The 25326-nt window shown below is 71.5% G+C and carries 20 protein-coding genes; 16 read left to right on the top strand and 4 right to left on the bottom strand.

Annotated features, from left to right (window positions below; genetic code table 11):
• Positions 1-162 precede the first annotated feature (162 nt).
• Positions 163-1125 (bottom strand): hypothetical protein, encoded by a 963-nt coding sequence (locus AB0K82_RS25010; protein WP_364400993.1) that lies wholly within the window; start codon positions 1123-1125, stop codon positions 163-165.
• Positions 1126-1285: 160 nt separating this feature from the next.
• On the opposite strand from AB0K82_RS25010, the gene AB0K82_RS25005 reads away from it, so the two are divergent.
• Positions 1286-2233, top strand: coding sequence for a 4-hydroxy-3-methylbut-2-enyl diphosphate reductase (locus AB0K82_RS25005; protein WP_364400990.1), 948 nt, complete (start codon positions 1286-1288; stop codon positions 2231-2233).
• Between the two features lie 7 nt (positions 2234-2240).
• Here the strand turns inward: AB0K82_RS25005 and AB0K82_RS25000 are convergent, their stop codons facing one another.
• Together AB0K82_RS25000 and AB0K82_RS24995 are read right to left on the bottom strand one after the other, a co-directional pair.
• Positions 2241-2762, bottom strand: a complete 522-nt coding sequence (locus AB0K82_RS25000) for a DUF6542 domain-containing protein (protein WP_364400987.1) — start codon at positions 2760-2762, stop codon at positions 2241-2243.
• A 182-nt stretch (positions 2763-2944) separates the two neighbouring features.
• Positions 2945-4159 (bottom strand): DNA recombination protein RmuC, encoded by a 1215-nt coding sequence (locus tag AB0K82_RS24995; protein ID WP_364400984.1) that lies wholly within the window; start codon positions 4157-4159, stop codon positions 2945-2947.
• 272 nt (positions 4160-4431) lie between these two features.
• On the opposite strand from AB0K82_RS24995, the gene ychF reads away from it, so the two are divergent.
• The 10 genes from ychF to AB0K82_RS24945 all read left to right on the top strand — a co-directional run bounded on the left by ychF (position 4432) and on the right by AB0K82_RS24945 (position 17985).
• Positions 4432-5511: a redox-regulated ATPase YchF gene (ychF, locus tag AB0K82_RS24990; protein WP_364400982.1), complete on the top strand. Its 1080-nt coding sequence runs from the start codon at positions 4432-4434 to the stop codon at positions 5509-5511.
• Between the two features lie 197 nt (positions 5512-5708).
• On the top strand, positions 5709-6719 hold the full coding sequence (locus AB0K82_RS24985) for a conjugal transfer protein (protein WP_364400979.1): 1011 nt from the start codon (positions 5709-5711) through the stop codon (positions 6717-6719).
• Positions 6720-6801: 82 nt separating this feature from the next.
• A complete protein-coding gene (locus tag AB0K82_RS24980; RefSeq protein ID WP_345355914.1) occupies positions 6802-7065 on the top strand; it encodes a hypothetical protein in 264 nt (87 codons plus the stop codon).
• 61 nt (positions 7066-7126) lie between these two features.
• The gene (locus tag AB0K82_RS24975) at positions 7127-10534 is read left to right on the top strand and encodes a TcpE family conjugal transfer membrane protein (protein ID WP_364400976.1); all 3408 of its coding nucleotides are present in this window, start codon (positions 7127-7129) and stop codon (positions 10532-10534) included.
• 56 nt (positions 10535-10590) lie between these two features.
• The gene (locus AB0K82_RS24970; RefSeq protein ID WP_364400973.1) at positions 10591-13128 is read left to right on the top strand and encodes an ATP-binding protein; all 2538 of its coding nucleotides are present in this window, start codon (positions 10591-10593) and stop codon (positions 13126-13128) included.
• A gap of 89 nt (positions 13129-13217) precedes the next feature.
• Positions 13218-15497, top strand: coding sequence for a type IV secretion system protein (locus AB0K82_RS24965; RefSeq protein WP_364400970.1), 2280 nt, complete (start codon positions 13218-13220; stop codon positions 15495-15497).
• Between the two features lie 7 nt (positions 15498-15504).
• Positions 15505-16128, top strand: coding sequence for a hypothetical protein (locus AB0K82_RS24960; protein WP_364400968.1), 624 nt, complete (start codon positions 15505-15507; stop codon positions 16126-16128).
• Between the two features lie 10 nt (positions 16129-16138).
• Positions 16139-17278, top strand: coding sequence for an NlpC/P60 family protein (locus AB0K82_RS24955; protein ID WP_364400965.1), 1140 nt, complete (start codon positions 16139-16141; stop codon positions 17276-17278).
• Positions 17279-17689 carry a (deoxy)nucleoside triphosphate pyrophosphohydrolase gene (locus AB0K82_RS24950; RefSeq protein ID WP_364400963.1) on the top strand — a complete coding sequence of 137 codons (411 nt, stop codon included), beginning with the start codon at positions 17279-17281 and terminating at the stop codon, positions 17687-17689.
• Positions 17686-17985 carry an MTH1187 family thiamine-binding protein gene (locus AB0K82_RS24945; protein WP_364400960.1) on the top strand — a complete coding sequence of 100 codons (300 nt, stop codon included), beginning with the start codon at positions 17686-17688 and terminating at the stop codon, positions 17983-17985. The genes AB0K82_RS24950 and AB0K82_RS24945 overlap by 4 nt, the downstream gene beginning before the upstream one ends.
• Here the strand turns inward: AB0K82_RS24945 and AB0K82_RS24940 are convergent.
• Positions 17980-19845: a serine/threonine-protein kinase gene (locus tag AB0K82_RS24940; protein WP_364400958.1), complete on the bottom strand. Its 1866-nt coding sequence runs from the start codon at positions 19843-19845 to the stop codon at positions 17980-17982. The genes AB0K82_RS24945 and AB0K82_RS24940 overlap by 6 nt on opposite strands.
• A gap of 357 nt (positions 19846-20202) precedes the next feature.
• Here AB0K82_RS24940 and AB0K82_RS24935 point away from each other — a divergent pair, with 357 nt between their 5' ends.
• The 5 genes from AB0K82_RS24935 to AB0K82_RS24915 all read left to right on the top strand — a co-directional run bounded on the left by AB0K82_RS24935 (position 20203) and on the right by AB0K82_RS24915 (position 24892).
• The gene (locus AB0K82_RS24935) at positions 20203-20766 is read left to right on the top strand and encodes a TetR/AcrR family transcriptional regulator (protein ID WP_364400955.1); all 564 of its coding nucleotides are present in this window, start codon (positions 20203-20205) and stop codon (positions 20764-20766) included.
• Between the two features lie 95 nt (positions 20767-20861).
• On the top strand, positions 20862-22313 hold the full coding sequence (locus AB0K82_RS24930) for an MFS transporter (protein ID WP_364400953.1): 1452 nt from the start codon (positions 20862-20864) through the stop codon (positions 22311-22313).
• A 63-nt stretch (positions 22314-22376) separates the two neighbouring features.
• Entirely contained in the window at positions 22377-22817 is a 441-nt protein-coding gene (locus tag AB0K82_RS24925) for an SRPBCC family protein (RefSeq protein ID WP_364400950.1), read from the top strand.
• Between the two features lie 51 nt (positions 22818-22868).
• Positions 22869-24224 carry a carotenoid oxygenase family protein gene (locus tag AB0K82_RS24920; RefSeq protein WP_364400947.1) on the top strand — a complete coding sequence of 452 codons (1356 nt, stop codon included), beginning with the start codon at positions 22869-22871 and terminating at the stop codon, positions 24222-24224.
• 59 nt (positions 24225-24283) lie between these two features.
• A complete protein-coding gene (locus AB0K82_RS24915) occupies positions 24284-24892 on the top strand; it encodes an SRPBCC family protein (protein ID WP_364400944.1) in 609 nt (202 codons plus the stop codon).
• The last annotated feature ends 434 nt before the right edge of the window (positions 24893-25326 follow it).

The raw sequence follows: 25326 nt of genomic DNA, 5'->3' as shown, positions 1-25326 counted from the left end.
CCGTCGCCGAGTCGCGGGCCGAGCCGCGTGAGCCGTCGGCCGTGCGCAGCGGGATCGGGCTGCTGCTCATCGCCGCCCCGGCCACGGCCGTCGTCGTCATGGCTCCAGGCTCCGGAGCGCTCGTCGCCCCGAACCTGTTCGCGTTCGCCTCGGTGTCGCGGGTCAGGCCTGGCCACGCAGCTTGGCGATGCGGTTCTCGTACATGCGCAGGAACTCGGCGCGCGCCGCGTGCGCCCGCTCGTAGTCGCGCAGTTCGTTGACCTGGCGCGCGTTCAGGTTGCGCAGCCGGGCCCGTACGGAGGCGATGGTCGCGTGGTCGTAGTCGGCGATGGGCAGGTCCCGGCCGGCCGTCGTTCCCGCTTCGGCGCTCGGCGCGCTCGCGGTCGCCCCTGAAGCCGTGGTCCGCGTGGGGGATGCCTGCTCCGGGGTGCGGGTTGCGGGCGTGGCCTTGGCCGGAGAGGTCTTCTGCTCCTTGGCCGGAGCCGTGGACGACGCGGGAGCCTTCGCCGGAGCGGCCTTGGCACGCGGCGTCCCCTTGGGCGCCGGCCGCGTGCGCTCGACGGCGGCCGACGAGGCGGGTTCCGCCGGCGCCGCGGCGGACTCGGACGACCCGGCCGGTCCGGCCCCCGGCTTCGCGGGTTTCGACTCCGCCGTCTCGGCCCGGCGCCCGGCCGCGCCCGGCCGCGCGCCGGGCGTGGCGCCCTTCGCCCGGGACGGGGCGGCGGGCCGGCCCTTGCCCGGGGCGGCCGTGGAACGGGAGGCCGGCTTCGGGCGCGCCGTCGCCGGTCGCGTACGGCCCGCGGCGGACGCCGGCTTTCCGACGGCGATCTCCGGGCCCTTCTGCGCGGCCGCCGTGCCCTCCTCGGCCCCCGTACGCCCGTCAGGGGTGACCCGGCTCGTGACCTTGCCCACGAGCCGGCCGGTCAGGTCCTCCGCGTCGTCGATCAGCCGGCCGAGCACCGGCGCCAGACCCGACTCCCGGGCCTCCTTGTAGTCCTTGCGAACCCGGTCGGTGAGCAGGAGAGCCTGGCCGACGCCCATCACGGCGAGCCGTGCGGCATGGATGGGGAGCTCGCTGACGGTCTCCCGGACTTGGTCCTTAAGGCGGCGCGGCGATGATGTCATCGTTGCTTCAGCTCCCTCCAGCCTCGCGGGCGCGGACTGGTCGGTATGACGAATCTGTTATCCACCACTCTGCCCTACGGTGCAGCACCGTTCACGCGCCGTGGCCGGGTTTTTCTGCGCCCGAAACCGGTGCCCCCCGATCACACCTACCATGGGACACATGACTCGTCGGGTTCTTCTGGCCAAGCCGCGCGGCTACTGCGCGGGTGTGGATCGCGCCGTGCAGACGGTGGAGCTGGCGCTCGAGCGGTACGGCGCGCCCATCTACGTCCGCAAGCAGATCGTGCACAACGTCCACGTGGTGAAGACCCTCGAAGAACGAGGCGCCGTCTTCGTCGAGGAGACCGAGGAGGTGCCGGAGGGCGCGATCGTGGTGTTCTCCGCGCACGGGGTCGCCCCGGTCGTCCACGACGAGGCCGCCGGGCGGAGCCTCCGTACGATCGACGCCACCTGCCCGCTGGTCACCAAGGTCCACAAGGAGGCCCGGCGCTTCGCGGCCGACGACTACGACATCCTCCTGATCGGCCACGAAGGCCACGAGGAGGTCATCGGCACGAGCGGCGAGGCCCCGGAGCACATCCAGCTCGTCGACGGTCCCGACGACGTCGCCAAGCTCCAGGTACGCGACCCGGAGAAGGTCGTCTGGCTCTCCCAGACCACGCTGTCGGTCGACGAGACCAACGCGACGGTCGAGGCCCTCCGCGCGCGGTTCCCCAAGCTCGTCGACCCGCCGTCGGACGACATCTGCTACGCCACCCAGAACCGCCAGGTGGCGGTGAAGGAGATCGCCGCCGAGTCGCAGCTCGTGATCGTGGTCGGCTCGCAGAACTCCTCGAACTCCAAGCGCCTCGTCGAGGTGGCCAAGGACCACGGCGCCCAGGCCTCGCACCTCGTCGACTACGCCGAGCAGATCGACCCCGCCTGGCTCGAGGGCGTCGACACGGTCGGCCTCACCAGCGGCGCGTCGGTGCCGGAGGAGCTGATCGAGGGCGTGCTCGCCCGCCTCGCCGAGTTCGGCTTCGACACGGTCGAGGAGGTCGAGTCGGTACGCGAGCGGATGGTCTTCGCGCTCCCGCACGAACTCCGCCGCGACCTGCGGTCGGCGTAGCCCGGCCTCAGTCCTCCGGGGAGGGGGCCTTGGCGGCCGGGAGCCGTCCAGGCCCGTCGTCCCACCGGACCGGATCGTCGTCCTCGTCGGTCCTGCCGCGCCTGCGGGCGCCCAGAGTGGTGCGCCCGCGGAACGGGTTGTCGGCCGCGACCCGGGCGCGCAGCTCCCGCAGGTTGGCGGGCAGGCCACGGGGCACCGCGATCAGCACGACGAGCACCGCGCCGAGGAACAGCCACGGCACGCTCGAGGTGAGCTTGGCCGCCAGGGTGACGGCGACGCTCACCAGGAAGGACTTCTCCCCGATCGACCCGGTGACCGCCGACAGCAGGCTCACCAGGAAGAACAGCAGCGGGGGGCTGACCACGAGCGTGAGCAGGTCCGTGCGACGGGTCATCGACACCGCCAGCAGGCATCCCGCGACGAACAGCACGCCCTGCGCCGACCGCGGTCCGAACAGCCCGCCGACGAGCGCGCCGAGCAGCGTGCACGCGAACACCACGACCGCGCCGCCCCGGCCGGTCAGCGTCACCGCCGAACGCGCTCGTGACCGTCCCGCCGGAGACGCGGCCGGACGCCGCTTCGACCGACCGCTCGGAGCGGGGGCCGTCTCAGGGTCCCCGCGCGTGTCCGTTGCCACCAGCCCGTCCCAGAGTCGACAGTGCCTTGCTCCACGGTAGCCCGCCTGAGCCTGCCGCGTCTCGCGACACGGCGTCAGGGCAGCAGGCGGATCTGGCGCTCCCGCTCGGCGTCGTCCGCGAGCTCCGCCGCGGACGGCGCGCGGGCGGGCTCCTCGACCGGGGTCGGGGCGTCGAGCTCGGCGTCGGTCACGCCCAGCTCGTTCAGCCTGCGGGCGGTCACCAGGACCCGGCTCTCCAGCGACCCGATCGTCCGGTTGTAGGCCACGACGGCGTTGGTGAGGGACTTGCCGAGCTGGTCGACGTGGCGGCCGAGCGTCCCGAGCCGGTCGTACAGGTCCCGGCCCAGCTCGAACACCGCGCGGGCGTTCTCCGACAGCGCCTGCTGCTGCCAGGCGTAGTGCGCCGTGCGCAACAGGCTGATCAGCGTCGTGGGTGTGGCGATGTGCACCCGGCGCCGCATCGCGTACTCCAGCAGTCCGGGGTCCCGGTCCAGCGCCGGCGCCAGGAACGCCTCGCCCGGCACGAACAGCACCACGAACTCCGGCGCCGGGCTGAAGGACTGCCAGTACGACTTGGCCGCCAGCCGATCCACGTGCTCGCGGAGATGCCGGGCGTGCGCGTCCAGCCGGGCCTCCCAGACTCCCGGCCCGTCCGCGCCGGCGGCGTCCAGGTACGCGGCCAGGGAGACCTTCGAGTCGACGACGATGTTCTTGCCACCCGCCAGCCGTACGACCAGGTCGGGCCGGAGCCCGTTCCCGGCGACGGCCTGCTCGTCGAAGTCGCAGTGCCGGGTCATGCCGGAGATCTCGACCACGCGGCGCAGCTGGAGCTCTCCCCACCGCCCGCGCGCCTCCGGCCGCTGCAGCGCCCGTACGAGCGTCTGGGTCTCCTGGCGGAGCTGGTCGGAGCTCTGCCGGACGAACTCCACCTGCTTGGCCAGCATGGCGTGCGACTCGCGGCGCCCGGTCTCGACCTCGCGAAGCTGCGCCTCCACCTTGCTCAGCGTGTCCCTGAGCGGGGCGATGCGCTTGTCCAGCTCTCCGGCGGCCTCGGCGTTGGCGGTCGCCAGCCGGGTGTCGGCCAGTTCGAGGAAGCGCTGGTTGCTCGCGTCCAGCGCCTGCGCCGACAGGGACTGGAAACGCTCGGCCAGTCCCTGCTCGACGTAGGCGAGCTTCTCCTCGGCCGCCTTGGCCCGCGCGGTCACCACGGCGGTCCGGCTCCGGGCCCAGGCGATCCCGAGCACCGTACCCAACACCAGGCCGATCACGAGGCCGAGCAGAACGTCCATGTCCGCATCGTGACAAAGCAGTACGAGAATGTCGGCCCGACGCGCGGACGAGCCGTCACCCCGTCCGCGCGGCGGGGACGACGGGGCGCGTACGGCCCGCTCACCGGCGTCGCGCGGAGCAGCCGCCGGCTCACGTCGCGCGGTACGACGGGGGACGGCGAGGTGCGGCGGGAAGGCGACGCGGGACGGCGGTGGAGGCGGCGCGTACGGCCCGTTCATCGGCGCATCCGGACCGTACGGGCGGTCCCGGCGGGCCCGTAGACTCTGCGTCCGTGAGCCTGTCCATCGGAATCGTCGGGCTGCCCAATGTGGGCAAGTCCACCCTCTTCAACGCGCTGACCAAGAACACCGCTCTCGCGGCGAACTACCCGTTCGCGACGATCGAGCCGAATGTCGGCGTCGTGGCGGTGCCCGACCCGCGCCTCGACGAGCTGGCCAAGCTGTACGACTCGGCCAAGATCGTGCACGCGACCATGCAGTTCGTCGACATCGCCGGCATCGTGAAGGGCGCGTCCGAGGGGCAGGGGCTCGGCAACCAGTTCCTGGCGAACATCCGGGAGACCGACGCGATCTGCCAGGTCATCCGGGTGTTCGAGGACTCGGACGTCACGCACGTCGACGGCGACGTCGCCCCGCCGCGCGACATCGAGACCATCAACACCGAGCTGATCCTCGCCGACCTGCAGACGCTGGAGAAGGCCCTGCCGCGCCTGGAGAAGGAGGCGCGGACGACCAAGGACCGCGACAAGCTCGCCGTCGTCGAGGCGGCCCGGGCGGCGCAGAAGACGCTGAACGACGGCGTGACGCTCTACGCCTCCGACCTCGACCCGGCGCCGCTGCGCGAGCTGCACCTGCTGACCGCCAAGCCGTTCCTGTATGTCTTCAACGTGGACGAGGACGAGCTCGGCGACGAGGCGCTGCGCGCCCGCCTGCAGGAGCTGGTCGCCCCGGCCGAGGCCATCTTCCTGGACGCCAAGATCGAGTCCGAGCTGATCGAACTGCCCGACGAGGAGGCCCTGGAGCTCCTGCAGTCCACCGGGCAGGAGGAGCCCGGCCTGCTGCAGTTGGTCCGCGTCGGTTTCGACACGCTGGGGCTGCAGACATTCCTCACCGCCGGGCCCAAGGAGGCCCGCGCCTGGACGATCCGCAAGGGCGCCACCGCCCCGGAGGCCGCGGGTGTGATCCACACCGACTTCCAGAAGGGCTTCATCAAGGCCGAGATCGTCTCGTACGGGGACCTGGTGGCCGAGGGCTCGGTCGCCGCCGCCCGTGCGGCCGGAAAGGCCAGGATGGAGGGCAAAGAGTACGTCATGCAGGACGGCGACGTGGTGGAGTTCCGCTTCAACGTCTAGCAGGGGAGACGAACCTCGCTGTCCGGTAATGCTCCATCGGCTACCGAGTTGTCCACAACCGCGCGGCGGGACTGTGCATCCTCGCTCGACACTGGAACAATTGACCGCCGTGGTTAAGGTGGTAAACCGAACTCGACCAGACGGATAGACGGATAGACGGCGCGCCGATCCGGGGGGAAGGCGCGAGCGGAGGCATGATGGCTCGCAGGTCGTCCGGCGTTGTAGACGCCGGTGCGTCCGGTTACCCACCGGGCGGATTCTCGCCCGCAGACCCTTGGGACTCTCCGGACGAGAAGGGGCGCCGTGGCAAGCGCGGCGGCGGCTCCGGCGGACGTGATGGCGACCGCCGTGGCTGGGGCGGTTCCGGCGGCCGCTGGTTCATCTATGTCGGGCGGGTCATCCTCTGGGCCTTCCTCATCGTCGTGCTGGTCAACGGCGTCCGCGCGCCCTTCGACCGGTTCACCGCGGACCGGTCCAATCCGACCACGACCGGCGATACGACCAAACCGAAGTTCCCGGAGGCGGCGGCTTCGGCCTACGCCCTGTCATTCGCCGAGGTCTATCTCAATTACGACCAGGCGACGGCCGCGGACCGGCCGAAACTGCTCGCCCCGTTCCTCGCCGGAGGGCTCGACCCGCAACTCGGCTGGGACGGCACCGGGAAATCCGTGCTGCAGTCCGCGTACGTGGCGTCGGTGCGCGCGGACGACACCGAGCACGGCGTCGTGACCCTTCTCGCGCGGGCCAACGGCCGGCTGTTCCAGTTGGCCGTTCCGGTCTACGCGAAGGACGGGGCGATGGCGATAACCGGTCGCCCCGCCACGCTCCCGCCGCCCGCGACCGCGTCGGTCCCCGCGGTCGCCCAGGACCGCGACTCCGCGTTGGAGACCGAGCTTCAGCAACCGCTGACGGACTTCTTCAAGGCGTACGCGGCCAGTGACGCCGGCTCCCTCCAGCGGTACTCCGACCCGCCCGTCACCGGGCTGGGCGCCAGCGTCACCTTCGGCCAGCTGAAGGAGATCATCGCCCCGCGCGGCGACGCCGCGTCGCGGACCGTCACCTCGACGGTCGTGTGGCAGATTCCCGCTGGTCAGCCCAAGACGTCGGGTGGCACGCTCGAGCAGACCTACCAGCTCACAATGGTGAAGAAGGGCGGATATTGGTTCGTCAGGGACATCCAGGCTTCTACACTTCCGGCGGGATCGTGAGGTCACTGCCGACTCGTCCCGAACGCTACGATTCACTCCCCGACCAAGGAAGGCCAGCCCGATGATGCAACACATGCTGGCGATGCTGCCGCATCATGTGGAGGCGGCGCCTAACAACGGCCTGGACACCGACAATCTGGCCAAATGGCTGCGCGACATCTTCGGGCCGTTGTTCCTGGTCGTTGTCTCCATCGTCGCGATCTTCTTCCTGTTCACGCGGGAGATCACGCGATTTGTGCAATTCATCCTGCTCGCGATCGGCATCGGAGTCATATTTTACGTCCCCAATATCATCGAGACGACGGCCAAGGCGATCGCGACCGCCCTTGGAATCAAAACATCCTGAACATCACCGGTGTCATGCTGGTCTAGTCATGGCTGGTCTCAATTAGGGGAGTGGGGCCCGGGTGGATCTGCCTACGTACACCAATATCTGGCGCATCGAGAAGCGGCTTTACAAGCTCTACGACCTGCGGCTTCCGATGCCACTGCCGTTGGTGCAGATCGGTGTGTTCGTCGGCGTCTTCCTGCCCTGGATCATCCTGCTCCAGGTCGTCGGAGTGCCCTTCCACGCGCCCTGGCACGTCGTCTATCTCGTCCCACCCGGCCTGCTCACCTGGCTGGCCACCCGTCCCGTCATCGAGGGCAAACGCCTCACCGAGCTGCTGATCTCCCAGGTCCGTTACCTCACCGAGGCGCGTACGTGGGCCCGTCTGACGCCGATCCGGGAGCCCGGCGAGGTCGTCATCGTCGGCCGGGTCTGGCGGCACGGCCGCCTCGCGGGCGACCGGCTGCACGTCGCGCGGGCCGCGGAACAGTCCGTCGAGCACCCGTCCGCCCCCGAGCCGGCCGCGACACCGGTCGCGGCCGCGCCACCCGTCCTGGAGTACACCGGCAACGGCGCCGAGCAGGCACCCACCGGCGCGCCCCGCAGGCCAGCCACCGCCCAGCGTCCACAGGCGCCGAGCCTGCAGCCAACGCCGCACGACGGCAGCACGGTCGTGCCGCCGGCCGCACCCGGCGAACGACGTCTCACCCCGCCCGCCGTGGAGCCGACCCGACCGCAGCCGGTGCGTTCGGAGCCGGCCTCGCCGCCGGCCGCGGCACGGCCCGCCCGTCCGCAGCCGACGGCGCCGCAGGCCGTCCCCGGTTTCCCCGCGTCCGTGGACCCCTCGACGACCCCGGGCGCGCCCGCCTCGCCCGGCGTGCCCAGGCCCGGCCGCCCGGAGAGGCCGGAGCTCCCGGCCACCCCCGCCGCCTCGGCCGCGCCGACCACCTCGCCAACGCCCGCCACCCCGGCCGTGCCCGCCGCCGGTCCGACGCCGGCGGACGGAGAGGCCGTGGATCGGCGCGCCGGCGAGCGTGGCCGACCCGGTGAGCAGCGACCCGACACCACCCCCGCGCGGGGACAGGATCGCGACCTCGACGCGCCGCGTCGCCCGACGCGACCGCGCAACATCTCCCACGAGCCGGAGACGCCCGCCGCGAACCCCCGGCCGGTCCCGCCCACGCTCGGCCGGCCGGCGGAGCCGCCCGCGGCCAGGCCCACCGGCCCGACCGCCCCACCCCGCCCGGAGACGCCCGCTCGTTCGGACGCTCCGGCCAAGCCGGCCGCGGCGGGCCCGGCCGGCCCCGTCGGCAGGCACGCGGCTCCCGCTCGGCCCGTCGCGCACCCCGACGCCTCGCCCGCGTCCGCTCCCGCGGAAGGGAGCACCCCGCGGCCGGGCGGCCCGACGCCCGCCCGGTCCGGAGCCGCTCAGCCGCCGGCCGCTCGACCGGCCGCCGCGCCGCCGTCGGCCACCGGCCGTCCCGGCGAGCCCGCGGACAGCGGCCCGCCGGTCCGGCCGGCGGTTTCGAGACAGGCCGACGAGGGCTCGCGGCCCGCATCGGTGATCCCGTTGCCGCACGGACGGCACGCCAAACCCGCCGAGGACTCCCCGGCCGCACGCTCCGCCGAGCCGCCGACCGGCAATGACGATCCGGCCCGTCCCGTCGGCCGACCGCCGGCGGACGGCACGGCGGAGCACAAGGCACCGGCCGCTTCGGGCACGGAGGCGCCGGCCGCCGGCGTGGCGGAGCGTGGTGCGCCGGCGGCTTCGGGCGCGGCGGACCGTGAGGCGTCGGCCGCCGGCGGGGTGCAGCGCGAGACGCCGGCTTCGGACGCGGCGAAGCGTGTGGCCCCGGCGGCTCCCGCCGCCGCAGAGCACGGGGCGTCGGCCCCCGGCGCGGCGGAGGGCGAGAAGGCGACCCCCGGCGCGGCGAGCGAGCGACGCACGGCGGCGGACGGCGCCGGGACGGCCGAGCACGGTCCGGCGGCGCCGGCCGACGAGGAGCAGGACATCGCCGCGGCCCGCACCGACCAGATCGTGTGGCCGACCCCGTCGCGGCGCCCCTCGGCCTCGCGACCGGACGCCGGTGCCGCCCCGTCGCGTGACACCTCCTCAGGTGGTCGCCCGGCCCGGCCCGCCACCCCCGCACGAGGTCGTTCACACGGCGATGAGGCCACGCCGTCCCGCGAGGCGCGGCCGGCGGCCGCCCGGGACACCGGGTCGCCGGCGCCGAACTGGACGCCACCGGCACCCGGCCGTCCGGCGACGCCACCCGCCCCTCCGCTACCGGCGGCGCCGGGGGTACCCCCGCGCGCCCCGGCCGCCGGACACCCGTCGTCGCGCACCTCGCCACCGCAGGCATCACCGCACGCCCCCGCCCAACCGCCGGCCCAGTCGCCTGCGCAGCCCCCTCGGACGCAGCCGGCGAGGCCCGCGCAGGTTCCGGCGGCCCGGCCGGCCCGCCCGTCGGCTCCGTCCCGGCAGGGTGCGGGGCAGCAGCCCTGGCAGGGGCGGCCGGAGGCGGCGGCCGGTGCGCCGCCGGAGTCGCCGGCGCGCGCCGTTCGGTCCGGTCCCGCCTCGCCCGTGCGTCCCGGACCGATGCCTCAGGCGGCTCACGAGGACGAGGGACGGCACGACGACGGCCGCGGCCGCAGGCGCATCTTCTCGGGCGGCGGCAACGGTGACGGCGACTACGAAGAGCGCGTACGGACCGCCTTCGCGGGTGCTCGGCGCGTCGTCGTACTCGGCTGCACCGGCGGCGCCGGTCAGACGGTGACCGGGCTCATGCTCGGGCACACCTTCGCCCAGCACCGCGGTGACCGGATCGTCGCGGTCGACGTGAACCCCGGCCCCGGGGCCATGGCGCGGCGCACCCGGACCGAGACCCGGGAGACGCTCACCTCGCTGATCGCCCACGCCGAGCAGGTCACCGGCTACCAGATGATGCGCCGGTACACCTCCATCTCCAAGTCCGGACTGGAGGTGGTGGCGGCCGGCAAGAACCCCGTTCAGGCCCTCGACGACCGCGACTACGCCCTCGCGATGCGGACCCTCGACCGGTTCTACTCGATCACGCTGCTGGACGCCGCGGCGGCCGTGGTCGCGCGGGTCCTGCCGTACGCCGACCAGATCGTGCTGGTCGCACCGGCCAGTTCCGACGCGCCGCGGGCGGTGGCCATGACGTTCGAGTGGCTCGACGGCCACGGATATGAGGACCTGCGGTCCCGGGCCGTCACCGTGATCAACGGGGTGAGCCGCCGCAGCATGGACGACGTCGAGCAGGCCGAGTCGGTCGCCAGGGGCCGCTGCCGGGCGCTCGTGCGCATCCCCTGGGACGACCACCTCAGCCTCGACCGCGCTCCCCGCAACGAGCTGCGCTCGCTGCGGGCCCCGACCCGCAAGGCGTACATCGCGCTCGGCGGCGTCGTGGCCGGCGGTCTCGTCCAGACGCCGGGACGCTATCCCCAGCAGGAGGTCTCCCGATGAGCGGCCGGCGTCCGACAGCGCGTGACCAAGTGTTCAGTAAGAACGAGGAGTAACCGATGAGCAGGGCGTCCAAGGCCCGCAGCCGGCTGGCCGTACGGTATTTCGACGATCGGATCCTCCTCACCGACAACGCCGCCTGGGCGTACTTCCGGCTGCCGACCGTCTCGTACGAGTTCACCACGAACGAAGAGCGCGAGGCGCTCGCCACCAACATCACCATCGCGCTCGCCGGCATCCGGATGCAGGACGCCGAGATCCACCTGCGGATCGTGCATCGCACGTATCCGGCGGCCGAGTGGGCGCTCGCCCTCGACGAGACCTCCGACGGAGGCCCGGGCTGGCGCGAGTACCTCGAGGAGATGTACGCCCACGTCTGGTCCAAGGACTTCTGGACCAAGGAGGTCTACCTCGGCGTGCGCCTCGGTCAGCGCGGCGTTGGAGCCCAGCTGTCCGGAGGCGCCTTCAAGCAGCTCTTCGGCCTGTACAAGCGCAGCGAAGAGGTCCTCGGGCTGCACGACGAGGCGATCCCGGCGAAGGAGATCGCCCGCTGGACCGAGCAGGCCGAGCGGCTCGGCCGCTCCCTCGGAGGCAGCGCCCTGTACGCCCGGCACGCGTCGTCCACGGAGATCGCCTGGCTGTTCCAGCACGCGGCCAGCGGCGCCCTGACCGATCCGCCGCCCTCGGCCACCCCGCGCCGCACCTGGGGCGCCGGCGAGATCGAGAGCCTCGTCGAGGGCACGATCGTCAACGGCCGGTCGAACCTCCGCATGGAGCAGCCGGACGGCTCGTCGTACGTCGCGTATCTGTCGTTCGCCCGCTTCCCGGATCTGATGCCGTTCCCGGACGGCGAGCCGTGGATGCACTTCGCCGACGCCCTGCCCTTCCCGGTGGAGGTGTCGGCGCGGATGAAGCTCGTGCCGCCGGCCAAGGCGTCCAAGGACGTCTCCCGCAAGCTCGCGCACGCCCGCGACATGGACCAGCACATCCGCGAGGCCGGAGCCGAGGCGCCCATCGCGCTGGCCGAGCAGATCGACGCCGCCCGCATGCTCGAGCACGGCATCACCAAGGAGCGGCTGCCGTTCGTGTACGGCTGGCACCGGCTCATCGTCTCCGCGCCGACCGAGGACCTGCTGCAGCAGCGCGTCGACGCGGTCGTCGAGCACTACCGCGACCTCGGCATCGACATCGTCTGTTCGACCGGCGACCAGTTCTCGCTGTTCTGCGAGTCCCTGCCCGGCGACCGGATCCGCGTCAACGCGTACGCCCAGCGGCAGCCGCTGCGGACGATCGCCGGCGGCATGCCCACCGCGACGGTCGACCTCGGCGACCGGCGGGACGACACGTCCGCCGGCTGGGTCGGGCCCTACATCGGGGAGACGCTCGGCCGCGCCCGGTCCATCGTGCACTTCGACCCGCTCGTCGCCGCCGCGCGCAACCGCCCCACCGCGGTCGCGATCACCGGTGAGCCCGGCGGCGGCAAGACGACCCTGGCGCTGCTGCTGCTGTACCAGATGGCGCTGCGCGGGGTCACGATCGCCGCCATCGACCCCAAGGGCGACGCGGAGTCCCTCGTCGAGCTGCTGCGCCGGCGCGGGCGCCGCGCCCGCGTCCTGCCGCTGGGCTCCGCAGCCCCCGGCCTCCTCGACCCGTTCAGCTTCGGCGACGACCTCGCGGCCAAGAAGACCATGGCCACGGAGACGTTGCGCCTGCTGCTGCCGCGTATGTCCGAGGAGCGCGAGTCCGCCATGATCCAGGCGGTCGGCGCGGTCGCCAACCAGCCGCAGCCCTCCCTCGGCAAGGTCGTCGACTACCTGGACGCCTCCGATGACCCGGCGTCGAAGAACCTCGGCGCCGTGCTGCGCTCGATGTCGGAGATGCGGCTCGCCCGCCTGTGCTTCGACCCGTCCGGCGGCGAGCGGATCGACACCGCCGGCTGGACGACGGTCTTCACGCTCGGCGGCCTGACCCTGCCGGACGTGGCGATCAACCGTGAGGACTACTCGTACGAGCAGCGGCTCTCCGTCGCCCTGATGTACCTCGTGTCGCAGTTCGCCCGTCGCCTGATGCACGGTCTCGATCGCCACCTGCCCAAGACGATCTTCCTTGACGAGGCCTGGGCGATCACGCAGACGCCTGAGGGCGCCAAGCTCATCCCGGAGGTCTCCCGCATGGGCCGCTCCCGGAACACCGCCCTGATCCTCGTCTCACAGAACGCCGGCGACCTCCTCAACGAGCAGGTCACGAACTGCCTCTCGTCCGTCTACTCGTTCCGCTCGACCGAGCGCAACGAGGTCGGCAACGTGATGGCCCTCCTCGGCGTCGAGAACTCCGACGAGCACCGCGCCGTGCTGCGCAACCTCGGCAACGGCGAGTGCATCTTCCGCGACCTCGACGGCCGCGCCGGCCGGATCGGCGTGGACCTCATCTCCGAGGAGCTCCTCCGCTGGCTCGACACCAACCCGACACGTTCCAAGCCCGACGAAATGAGTGCGGACAAAGCGTCGGACCCGCATAGTGGGAACGAGCGACCATCCCGTCCCTCCACCGCCCCCCGCGACCCCGCCACAGAGGTCACCCAGGAGGTCCCCCGATGAGGGTGTCAGGCGTCCGCCACCGCCGACGACGACAACCGGCGAAGGGCAGACCCCGGGCTAAGCGCCGGTCGCTTCTCATTCTCACGCTCATGGCGCTACTGGTCCTGAGTCCCTTGGGCTTCGCAAGCGCCGATCCCATTCCGACGGCGCCGGGCTCGAACCCGAATGACGCCTGCGCGCCGGCCGATCACCCGGCGCCGGAGCAGTACGGCTCGGGTATCGACGGCATGGTGAAGCCGCCGAACTATCCCAGCGAGCAGCTGCAGAAGACGGCGAAGGACACACCGGAGCAGCTCACGTACTACGACCGGTACGGGACGCGCGGTCAGTCGTGGCACGCGGTGGACATGGGCTGTTCCGACATGCCCGCGATGATCGGCAACAACATCGCGAACACCGTCTTCGTCTTCGCACAGGCGATCGACCGGACGACCATCACCATCTACCAGGCGGCGGCGTCCGAGTCCCTCCTCGGGTGGCTGAAGAAGACGGTCGACGGCGTGATCCGGAGCATGGGGAACACCTTCGGCGCCAAGTACTGGTCGTGGGTGGTCATCCTCGGTGCCCTGTGGCTGGCCTGGTGGGGACTGATCCGCCGGCGCGCGAGCCGGGTGGCGGAAGGCACCATCTGGATGGTGCTGGCGATGGTCGCACTGATCTGGCTGATCGGCAGACCCGGCGACTTCACGACATTGGGGACGAAGGTCTCCAACGGGGCGACCGCGGCTTTCAACGCCGCTCTTCCGCAGAGCGACGCCGACACCACGACGTGCATTCCGCAGAAGGGAAAGCCGCCGCAGCCGGCGACGAACGACGCGGTCACCCGCAACGCCAACGGCCTGTGGGTGACGCTCGTCTGCAAACCCTGGCTGATGGGCGAGTTCGGGACCGACGACCCGAAGGCGAAGATCGTCCAGGACAACGCGGGCACGCTCCTGGCTTCCCAAGCGGTCGATCTCTCCGAGAGCACCAACGGGCAGAAACCGGACCTCGGGAAGAAGGCCGACGCCTACAAGGGCGTGACCAAGAACATCAAGGACAACTTCCCCGGTGCGTACTCCCTCTTCCAGGGGAAGGACTGGACATCGCGGCTGGCGGTGGGGTTCGGAGCCCTGCTCGCGGCCCTGGTCGCCGGACTGCTGGTGCTGGTCGTCTCGGTCATGCTGATCATCTTGAAGATCTCGTTCCTGCTGCTACTCGTCGCGGGGCCGATCTTCCTGGGCATCGGCATCCATCCGGGCATCGGGCGGGTCATCGCGGTCCGCTGGTTCGAACTCCTCCTGTCGACCCTGCTGAAGCAGGCGGCCTTGATCGGCGTGCTCGCCCTCCTGCTGTGGTGCTACGGCCTGGTCATGGCCGAGAGCCTGCCGTGGGGCCTGCAGATCCTGCTGATCTCTCTCGTCACCCTGGCGGCCTTCGTCTACCGGAAGCCGTTCCAGCACCTGTTCGCCGCGGTCGGCTACTCGGCCGTCGGCTCCCGCAAGGGGGAACAACAGGTCGAGGAGGCGATCCGGGAGACGCGGAAGCGGACCACCGCGATCGCGACCGCGGCCGTCCCCGGCGCCGCGGGCTACCGGCTCGGTCGCTGGGGCAAGCGTGACTCCAGCACTCTGGCCGGCGCCCCGACCCTCAGGAGCGACGACGGAGCCGACTTCGACACGGCCGGCCGTGAGGTGGTCGGCGCCGCCGACCGGCGTGGACGCGCCGCACAGCTCGCCGCGAAGGCCGCCGGGGCGACGCGGGGCAGTGCTCCACCGCTGAACCTGTCGCCGCGCGCGCAGGCCGCGGCGCCCACCCCGAGGACGAACGGCGGTGGGCTCTGGAGCCCACGCCCGTCCGGATCGGGCGGAGCAGCCCGCCCGCCGGCTCCTCGACCACCGGCCGACTCCCCGCCCGGCGAGGAACGCCGACCGAGTGCCGCCGGTGGCGGTTCGCGTCCGCCCGCCGCGCCCACCGGAGCCAGTTGGGGTGCCGCCGGGAAGACCGGCGCGGGGCAGGGGTCCGGCACCCGCACGCCACCGCGGCGACCGGCCGGTGGCGGCGAGAGCGGAGGCCGCGGCCGGTCCGGCGGCGGTGGTGAGCAGGGCGGCGCCTCCAACGGCGGCGGTCGCCGAGGCTGGTTCAGCGGCGGATCCGGCGGTCGTACGGCTCCGGGGTCCGACTCCGGCGGCTCGAGGAAGAGTCCTCCGGCGCGTGGCGGCTCCTCGGGAGCAAGGCCCGGCCCCGCCTCGACGTCCGGGGGGCGCGATGACGGCAGCCCGGACGGCAAGGCGCCGCCGCCGCTGTGGTCGGGCAGGTCGCGCGAGGACGGTCCGTCCATGCCGTTCTGGCTGCGTCCGGTGAAGCGCGAGGACGGGGACGAGCGATGAGGAGCCGATGGACCTGACCGATCGCCAGCGCAAGATCCTGTTCGCCGCGTTGGTGGTGCTCCTCGCCGCAGCGGGAGTGATCCTGACCATCGGCAGCGGAAGCGGCCGGCACAAGGGTTCGGCTCAGCGGGTGACCTCCGCTCCGTCGCCGTCCGCGCCGTCCTTCACCGCGCCGGGACTGACGGGTCCACCGCCGAGCGGGGGCACGTACGACATCTACTCGCTGCTGCCGTTCACACAGAAGGACTTCAGCACGGCGGCGGACGTCGCCCGTCGTTTCACCATCGCCTACGGCACCTATCGCTACGACGAGCAGCCGAGCGCCTATCTCGGACGGATGCAGGGCCTGGTGACCGCCGATGTCACGGCGCAGTTGCAGCGCGACTCGTCGGCGCCGGGTCTGCTGGACCAGCGGAAGCAGGACAGGGAGGTCTCGACCTCCGACGCGCATCTGGACTCGCTCCGCGACATGGAGAAGGACCAGTTCATCTTCCTCGTCACCGGAACCCAGCACATCAGCAAGGGAGGAGCTTCCAGCGACACCAGCCAGCAGTACGCCGTCACGGTGACGAGGTCCGGTGGGGGCTGGGTCGTCTACGCGTTCGCCCAGGCCAACGTAGGTGACAAGTGAAAGGAATGAGATGAGGCTTCGCCGGCACCTGCGGCTCGGCGTCGGCTCGGGGGGCCGGAACGAAGGCCGTCATATCGTCTCTCTTCTTCATTTCACGCGGTCGGACCAAGGCGCGGTCCGGCTGCCGATCATCATCGCCGGAGGCGCCGCGGCGCTGTTCTTCATGAGTCTGGTGTCGATCCCGCTGTTCTTCGGGGCCAACCAGTTCTTCCAGAACGCGACGAACGGTGCGAACTGCACTGACACGTCCGGGGCGGCATCGCAGCCCCAGCAGTCCGGCGACGCGAGCAGTATCCCGTCGAACTATCTGGCGCTCTACAAGAAGGCCGGTCAGCAGTACGGCATCCCGTGGAACGTGCTCGCGGGCATCGGCTACGTGGAGACCCACCACGGTCAGCTCAAGGCGCCCGGCGTCTCCAGCGGTGAGAACTACGCGCACGCCGGTGGGCCGATGCAGTTCATCCCCGGCACGTGGGCGACGTACGGCGTGGACGGCAACGGGGACGGCAAGAAGAGCCGCTACGACCCGGCCGACGCCATCCCCGCCGCCGCTCGCTACCTGAAGGCCAGCGGCGCGCCGGACCGGATGCGCGATGCCATCTTCGCGTACAACCACCTCACGTCCTACGTCAACAACGTGTTGTCCTGGGCGAAGAAGTACGCCTCCGGCAGCTTCAACGTCGTCCAGGCGAACGCCCCGGACTGCAATGACATGAACGGAGCGCCCCTCGCGCCGAACGCGGTCGCCGCCAAGGTGATCTCTTTCGCCAAGGCGCAGTTGGGCAAGCCGTATGTCTACGGCGCGACCGGGCCGAACAGCTTCGACTGCTCCGGCCTGACGATGACCGCCTACAAGAGCGCGGGGGTGACCATCCCGCGGCTGTCCGACGCTCAGTACTGGTGGGGCGCCTCGGTACCGAGAGGGCAGGAACAACCGGGCGACCTCGTGTTCTTCGAGTACCTGCCGGGGCACACCGGTCCCGGTCACGTCGGCATGGTCTACAACCCGCAGAAGGGAATCATGATCGTGGCGCCGCACACCGGCGACGTGGTCAAACTGCAGAACTACAAGACCTACCCCGGTGGTGCGGTCGGCTTCACCCGTCCGACCGCGCACAACGGTCACAACGGACCGACGAAGAGGCTCTGAGTGGGACTCGCGAGAACGGGCCCGCCTCTGGTGGTGGGCGCGGCGATCATCCACAACGGGCGGCTCCTGGCGGCGCAGCGCGCCGACCCGCCGGAGCTGGCCGGCGGGTGGGAGTTCCCCGGTGGCAAGGTCGAACCCGGCGAGACGGAACAGGACGCGCTCGTTCGGGAATGCCGCGAGGAACTCGGCGTCGACGTGGCGGTGGGCGCCCGGATCGGGGCGGACTGCCCGCTGCACAATGGACTGGTGATGCGGGTCTGGACGGCCGCGATCCTGCGCGGAGAGCCGGAGGCTCGAGAGCACTCCGCGCTGCGCTGGCTGACCACGGCCGAGCTGTTCGACGTCTCGTGGTTGCCGGCCGACGTACCCGTCGTCGAGGCCGTACGTGAGCACCTCAAGGAGTATCGATGATCGTCGCTTTCTCGGTCTCACCGCTGGGCATCGGCGAGTCGGTGGGGGAGTCCGTCGCCGAGGCGGTACGCGTCGTCCGGGAGAGCGGCCTGCCCAACCGTACGGACGCCATGTTCACCAGCGTCGAAGGCGAGTGGGACGAGGTGATGGACGTGGTGAAGCGCGCCGTCGAGGCGGTCGCCGCCCACAGTCCGAGGGTCAGCCTCGTCCTGAAGGCGGACATCCGTGAGGGAGTCACGGACGGACTGACGAGCAAGGTCGAGACCGTCGAACGTCACCTGAGGACGGACTCATGACGGCGTGGGCGCGGGCGACGCGGCGCGGATGAGCGCGAGGATCTCCGGCCGCACGAGGTCGGAGATCCTGCCGTACGGCACGGTGACCACGGTGTCGGCGCACGCCCAGACGTAACCCAGCAAGGGCGGTACGACGTCCAACTCGAGCCCGTCCCTGGTCGGCATCAGATCCATCGCCCGCTTGTCCTTGTCATCGGTGTCGATCGCCGATGCCGTGAGCGTGATCGGGTCGATCTTCTGCTCCCCGTCGCAGAACGCCCCGCCGGGAGCCGCCGCGCCGACCCGCCGCTCGAGATCTCGCAGGCCGGATCGGGTGAAGACGGTGTCGCGGAGGATGTCTATGGCTCTCAGCCGCCGACCCGTGACCAGGTCGACGGTCACCGCGCGCGTGCCACCCGAGTCGAACGCGGTCAGGGGCGCCTGGCGCGCGGTGAACCGGTACCGGGCCGACAGCAGCCGAGGACCGCCCACTCCGAGCTCGACGGTGGTGGTGACCCGAGGGCGCCCCGAGGTCGGTCCGTCCGACTGCCGGGCGCTCTCGTATCGGCGCAGCTGCTGGTCGAGCGGTAGCCGCAGAACCCGGTTGACCGCCTGCTCGATCGCCGGATCCCGTAGCCCGCCGACACGGACGTAGCTGCCCGCGACGGTGAGCGCCGGATCCGTGTACGTCCGCTCCACCGAGCCGTAGGAGATGGTGAAGGGCGTCCGCGCGGCGACCGGCGCGGGCCGGGTCTCGTGGCCCCCGCCGTGCGGCAGCACCGCGATCGTCCCGATCACCCCGACGGCGATCGCTCCGGCGGCGCCGGCGCCGGCGCCGACCTTGACACCGGTCCTGCCGAGCAGCCTTCCGCCCACCGCACGACCGGCGGATCCGCCCGCCCCGGTGGTGGCGCCCGCCCCGGTACCCGCCGAGCCGCCCGCGCCGGCACCGCTGCCCGCGCCCGAGGCGCCGGCTCCCGCTCCGCCGGCGCCACCCGGAGCGGTCCCGAGCAGCACGGACAAAGGCAGCAACGCGGCCAGTCCCGCGACGGCTTCGGCGAGGCGCTTCCAGCCGTTGCGCTCCCAGTCCGGTCCGTAGGCCGCCCTCGCGGCCTCCTCGAGCTCGGCCACGAAGGCCGACGCTCCCGGTGGCCGGTCGGCCGGGTCCTTGGCCATCCCGCGGGCGACGAGCGGCCGTACCGGCTCGGGCAACTCGTCCAGCGGAACCGGCGCGGTCAGGTGCGCGATCCGAAGAGCCGCCTGGTCTCCGTCGTACGGTCGGTGGCCGGTGAGGCACTCGAAGAAGACACAGGTCGCGGCGTAGACGTCGGTCGCGGGGCCGGCCGGTTCGCCGGCCCACTGCTCCGGCGCCATGTACGACGGCGTACCAGCGGGCGCACTCGATCGCCCGGATCGCACGGCGATGCCGAAGTCGGCGACCTTGCTCTGGCCGTCCTGCCGGACGAGGACGTTCGCCGGTTTGTAGTCGCGGTGGATCACTGAGGCGGCGTGTGCCGTGGCGAGCCCCAGCAGGGATCCCCTCAGTACGGCGAGGGCGGCCTCGGGTCCTGCCGGGCCGTGTTCGTCGAGCACCGCGCGGAGGGAGGCGCCGTCGACGGCCTCCATGACGATGGCCGCGTGGTCGCCTTCCTCGACGTATCCGTACAGCCGCGTGATGTACGGGCTGTCCAGCATGGCCAGCACGCGGGCCTCGTCCCGGAACGCGGTCAGGAAGGCGTCTCCGCCGAGTCGGTCGGTGAACAGGTATTTGATCGCGACGAGGCTGCCGGACGCGCCGTCGCGTGCGAGCACGACGCGCCCGAAACCGCCGGAACCCAGCTCGCGCAGCTCCGTGTAACCGGGGAGTGTCCACTGGCTCACTGTGTGCTCCTCGATGCCGTCGAGGGCACATCATGTGACCCCGGCGCCGGGGGCGCAAGATCGTGGGCGGGACGCCTCGTTGAATGCTCCGGCCAGGATCGAGACGTCCCGCCCATGATTCGACGCCCGACCCTGGTTTTCGGTTGCCACGGGATCGGTTGCTTCGCGAGGTGATTTCGCGAGCGGGCCGTCCTGGAACTGTTGCTGGAGGTGCCCGAGGGGCGCGGACCTCGGATCTGGAGCGGTGGCGCAAGGGCCCGTCGGTGCCTTCGGGGCGGAACCCGACGCCGCCGGGCAAAGAGTCGGCAGCGAAGACGGATTGACACCCAAAAGTGTGAGTGGTTAAATACTCACATGATGAGCGAACGTCCCCGCCAACTGTCCACCGCCGAGGAGCGCCGCGAGACGGTCCTGCGCACGGCCATCGGCGCCTTCGCCGCCCGGGGCTACTGGGGCACCACCACGACCGAGGTTGCCAAGGCGGCGGGCATCTCGCAGGCGTATGTCTACCGCCTCTTCCCGAGCAAGGAACTGCTGTTCACGGCGGTGGTCGGGTACTGCTTCGTGCAGGTGCGGGCCGCCCTGGAGCGGGCCGCGGCCGAGGCCGAGGGCAGTTCCTCCGAGGTGGTCCTGAAAGCCATGGGCGACGCGTACGCCCGATTGATCAGCGACAACGATCTGATGCTGATCCAGTTGCATGCGCAGGCGGCGGCGGTGTCCGAGCCGGCGGTGCGTGATGCCGTGCGGCAGGGCTACGCCCGGTTGGTGGAGTACGTGCGCGGCGCCTCCGGTGGCACCGAGCAGCAGGTGCAGGAGTTCTTCGCGCTGGGCATGCTGTGCCACCTCATCGTCTCGATGGGCGCCGACGAGGTCGACGCCCCTTGGATCCGGACGCTGTCGGCAGGCATCAGGCACTACTGAGGCCCGCGCGAAGCGACCGGGCCGTCGGCGGGGCGCGCAGCCCCGCCTTCTTCAGCCATCTGTTGTGAGTGATTAACCACACAAGGAGTGTTGCTGTGCGCACCACCGGAATCATCCGCAGCCCTGCGGCCGCTCTCGCGGCGCTGGCCGGGGCGCAGTTCACCGTCATGCTGGCCACCTCGATCGTGAACGTGGCCCTGCCGCAGATCCGGTCGGGCGTCGGGCTGTCGGACGGCGGCACCACCTGGGTGGTCAACGCCTACGGGCTGGCCTTCGGGGCCTTGCTGCTGGCCGGGGGCCGGGCGGCGGACCTGCTGGGCCGCAGGCGTGTCCTGCTCGCGGGCCTCGCGCTGTTCGCGGCGTCGTCCCTGGCCGCCGGGCTCGCGGGTTCGTCCCCGGTGCTCATCGCCGCGCGGGCGGCGCAGGGCCTGGGAGCGGCGGCGATCGCCCCCGCCGCGCTGGCGCTGGTGATGGACCTGTTCCCGCCAGGGCCCGGCCGGGGCAAGGCGCTGGGGATCTGGGGCGCGGTGTCGGGAGCGGGAGGCGCGGCCGGGGTCCTCCTCGGCGGGGTGCTCACCCAGGCCTGGGGATGGCCGTGGATCTTCTACGCGGTCGCGATCGGCGCCGTCCTCGTCCTGGCCGCCGCGGCCGCGAGCGTCCCCACGACGCAGGCCCAGGACAGCGGTCGCTTCGACATCCTCGGCACCGCCACCGTCACCTTGGCCCTGACCGTGCTGGTGTGGAGCCTGACCACGGCCCGCCGTGCGGGCTGGACGGATCCCGCCGTCCTGGGGGGCTTCACCGCCGCGGGCGCACTGCTGACCGCGTTCGTCCTGATCGAGCGCCACCACCCGAGCCCGCTGCTGCCGCCCCGCCTGTTCCGGACCGGGCGGGTCGCCGCCGGCAACCTTCTGATGGCGCTGCTGGGATCGGTGTGGATCGCCCTGTTCTTCTTCCTGCCGCTCTACCAGCAGCAGGTCCTCGGCTCCAGCCCGCTGGTCGCGGGGCTCGGTCAACTCCCGCTCGCCTTCGCCAACATGCTCGGCTCCGCCCTCGCCCCGCGCCTGTCCCGCCGTATCGGTGCCACCGCCACCGTCACCGGTGCGCTGCTGACCGAGGCCGCCGGACTGCTGTGGCTGTCGCGGATCAGCGCCCACGGCAGCTACACGGTCGACATCTTCGGACCCAGCGTCCTGATCGGCGTCGGTCTGAGCGTCGCCTTCGTCCAGCTGACCGCCCTGTCCGTCGAAGGCGTCCCCGCACGGGACGCGGGACTGGCCGGCGGCCTGGTCAACACCACCCGCCAGGTCGGCGGTGCGATCGGCCTGGCCATCCTGGCTACCCTCGCCGGCACCGCCACCACCCACGCGGCCACCCACCAGCCGCGCCTGGAGGCGCTGACCGCGGGTTACCGCACCGCCTTTGGAATCAGCTCCGCAGTCCTGGCCTCCACCGCCGCCCTCGCGCTCCTGCTGTCCCGCCGGCGCACCACCGTCGCGCCGCCGACCGGCCGATTCGTCGCGCAGCCCGCGGCACGCCACCACTGACCACCCGAACCGCTTCGACACACACCACACCCGACGCCACGTCACCCGAGAGGAACCACCGGAATGTTCACCATTGACGAGACCGCCCCCGTCATCGTCCGCCTGACCGCCGTGATCGACGCCCCGCTGGAGCGCGTCTGGGCCCTGCACACCGACATCGACGCCTGGGCCGACTGGAACACCGATGTCGACCAGGCCGAGCTCGACGGCCCGCTGCTGCCCGGGAACTCCTTTTACTGGAAGACCCACGGCCTGGACATCACCTCCACGATCCGCGAGATCGTCCCCGGCGAGCGCCTGGTCTGGGGCGGCCCGGCCAACGGCATCGACGGCGTCCACGTGTGGACCTTCGAGCAGACCGGCAGCCAGGTGACCGTCCGCACCGAGGAGTCCTGGAGCGGCACCCCCGTCGACGCCGCCCCCGAGCAGCTGGGCCAGGCCCTGGAGCAGTCCCTGACCGCCTGGCTCGCCTGCCTGAAGTCCCGCGCCGAGCAGGCCGACTGACCCCCTACGCCGCAAGACACCGACGACCGACACACCGGAGAGGTTCCTGCCATGACCAGCAAGCCCTACCTGACCGGCCACTACACGCCCGCAGTCGACGAGATCACCGCCACCGAACTGACCGTCGAGGGCACCCTCCCGCCCGAGTTGACCGGCCGCCTGATCCGCAACAGCCACAACCCCAAGCCCGGCGTCACCCCCACCCACTGGTTCAAGGGCAGCGGCATGGTCCACGGCATCCGCCTGCGCGCCGGCCGTGCCGAGTGGTACCGCAACCGCTGGGTGCACACCCCGGCCCTGGACGGCGCCCCCTACATGACCGACCACGGCCCGGATCTGACCGCCAGCACCGCAGGCACCCACGTCATCGAGCACGCCGGCCGCCTGCTGGCCCTGTGCGAGGCGAACTTCCCCTTCGAGCTGACCCCCGAGCTGGACACCGTCGGCGCCTTCGACTTCGACGGCAAGCTGCGCAGCGCCATGACCGCCCACCCGAAGACCGACCCGGTCACCGGGGAACTACACTTCTTCGGCTCCTCCCCGTTCCCGCCCTACCTGATGTATTACGTGGCCGACGCCACGGGGCAGATCACGCACAGCGCCGAGATCCCCGGCGCCAGCGCCTCCCTCAAGCACGACTTCGCGATCACCCGCCACCACGTGGTCTTCATCGAGGGCACCGTCACCTTCGACCCCAACGAGCACTCCGGCATCCCGTACGGCTGGAACGACGCCCAGCCCGCCCGGATCGGCGTCATGCCCCGCGGCCCGCAGGGCACCGACCAGATCCGCTGGTTCTCCATCGAACCGGGCAACATGCTGCACGCCGCCAATGCCTACGAGGACGCCCAGGGCCGCATCGTGCTGGAGGGCCCCACCGTTGACAAGGAGGGCTTCCAGCTGTCCTGGAACTGGTGGGTCGGCGCCCCGGGCCGCGGCACCGAACCCAACACCCGCTCCTACACCCGCCGCTGGGTCATCGACCTGACCACCGGCAGCGTCGACGAGCAGATCATCGACGACCTCGCCGTCGAGTTCCCGACCCTCAACGAGGACCTCCTCGGCGCCGAGCACCGCTACCAGTACGCGGTCGCCTTCCCCGACCAGGAAGGCTTCGGCGGCTACGGCGTCGTCAAGTACGACCGCACCACCGGAGCCCGCCGCATCCACCAGGTCGGCGACGCCCGCCTGCCCAGCGAAGCCGTCTTCGTCCCCGCCGCCGGCGCCACCCGCGAGGACGACGGCTACCTGCTCACCGTCATCTCCGACCTCAAGCAGGACGTCTCACAGCTCCTGGTCTTGGACGCCTCCGGCCTCGACAGGATCGCCACCGTCCACCTCCCGCGCCGCGTCACCGGCGGCATCCACGGCTCCTGGATCCCCGACACCGACGACCCCCGCGCCTGACCCGCTCCCTTCCCTGGCCGTCCTACGGCCCCGGGAAACAACACACCACCATTCCAGTGATGAAAGGCCCGATACCCGTGCGCATCCTCACCGCGGCGAAGTTCGCCGCCGCCACCACCAGCGCTCTCCTCCTCGCCACCGGTACCGCCTACGCCTTCAGCGATGACAAGCCCACCACCTGCGCCACCCCGGCCCGCGCCGCGGCTCACACCCGCGACGTGCAGATCGACCACGACGCCCCCGTCATCACCCGGGAGAACATCCTCATCGATGCCCCCCTGCACACCATCTGGAAGATCCAGACCGATGTCGAGAACTGGCCCACCTGGCAGCCCAAAGTCGACGTCGTCGTCAAGGACACCCCCGGACGCCTGCGCCCCGGCTCCATCTTTCACTGGACCACCGAGGGACTGAGCATCACCTCCACCGTCAAGCAGGTCGACTACGGCAAGCGCCTGGCCTGGGGCGGCCCCGCCCAGGGCATCACCGCCATCCACGTGTGGACCTTCACCCCGACCTCCGACGGCGTCCTCGTCCACACCGAGGAGTCCTGGACCGGCGACCCCGTCACCGCCAACCAGGCCGCCCTGCAAGCCGCCCTGGACAACTCCCTCCACAACTGGGTCAACAACCTCAAGCACGAGGCCGAAAGCCAGGCCGGCAAGTAGTCCGTCCGCGCCTCCGGAGCACCAGATGCTCCGGAGGCGCCCTCCCCGAGGCGTGACCGCAGTCGCGGGCCCAGGCCGATAGGCAGCAACGAGAAGCTGGTCATCGGCCGAGGTCAGCGGCTTCCTTGCGCATGGCGGCTGGGTGCGCTCAGAACTGACGAACATGAGGCTCGCCGAGGTGACGGCGCGGTCGCTCGCCACGAACAACTGCGGTCGGATCTCGCGACCAGAACCATGCGTTCTGAGAGACGGTTCAACGACGTCCGTGACCCGGATGAACGCTCTACTTTGCGGCTGGCGACACGGACCTCGCCCCCTCGCCTCGCCGCCCACACCCGCGCGCGAACCCTGGTGGCGTGACTGGTCCTCATCGAACGCCGCAGCCCCGCGGTGCCGTAGAAAACCCATCGCTCCTCGAGGCGATGCTCACCAGC

Origin of the sequence: Actinoallomurus sp. NPDC052274 (assembly GCF_040679475.1) — a bacterium.
Lineage (GTDB): Bacteria > Actinomycetota > Actinomycetes > Streptosporangiales > Streptosporangiaceae > Actinoallomurus > Actinoallomurus liliacearum.
Note: the sequence above shows the minus strand (reverse complement) of the source record. Positions and strands in the feature narration are given on the sequence as shown.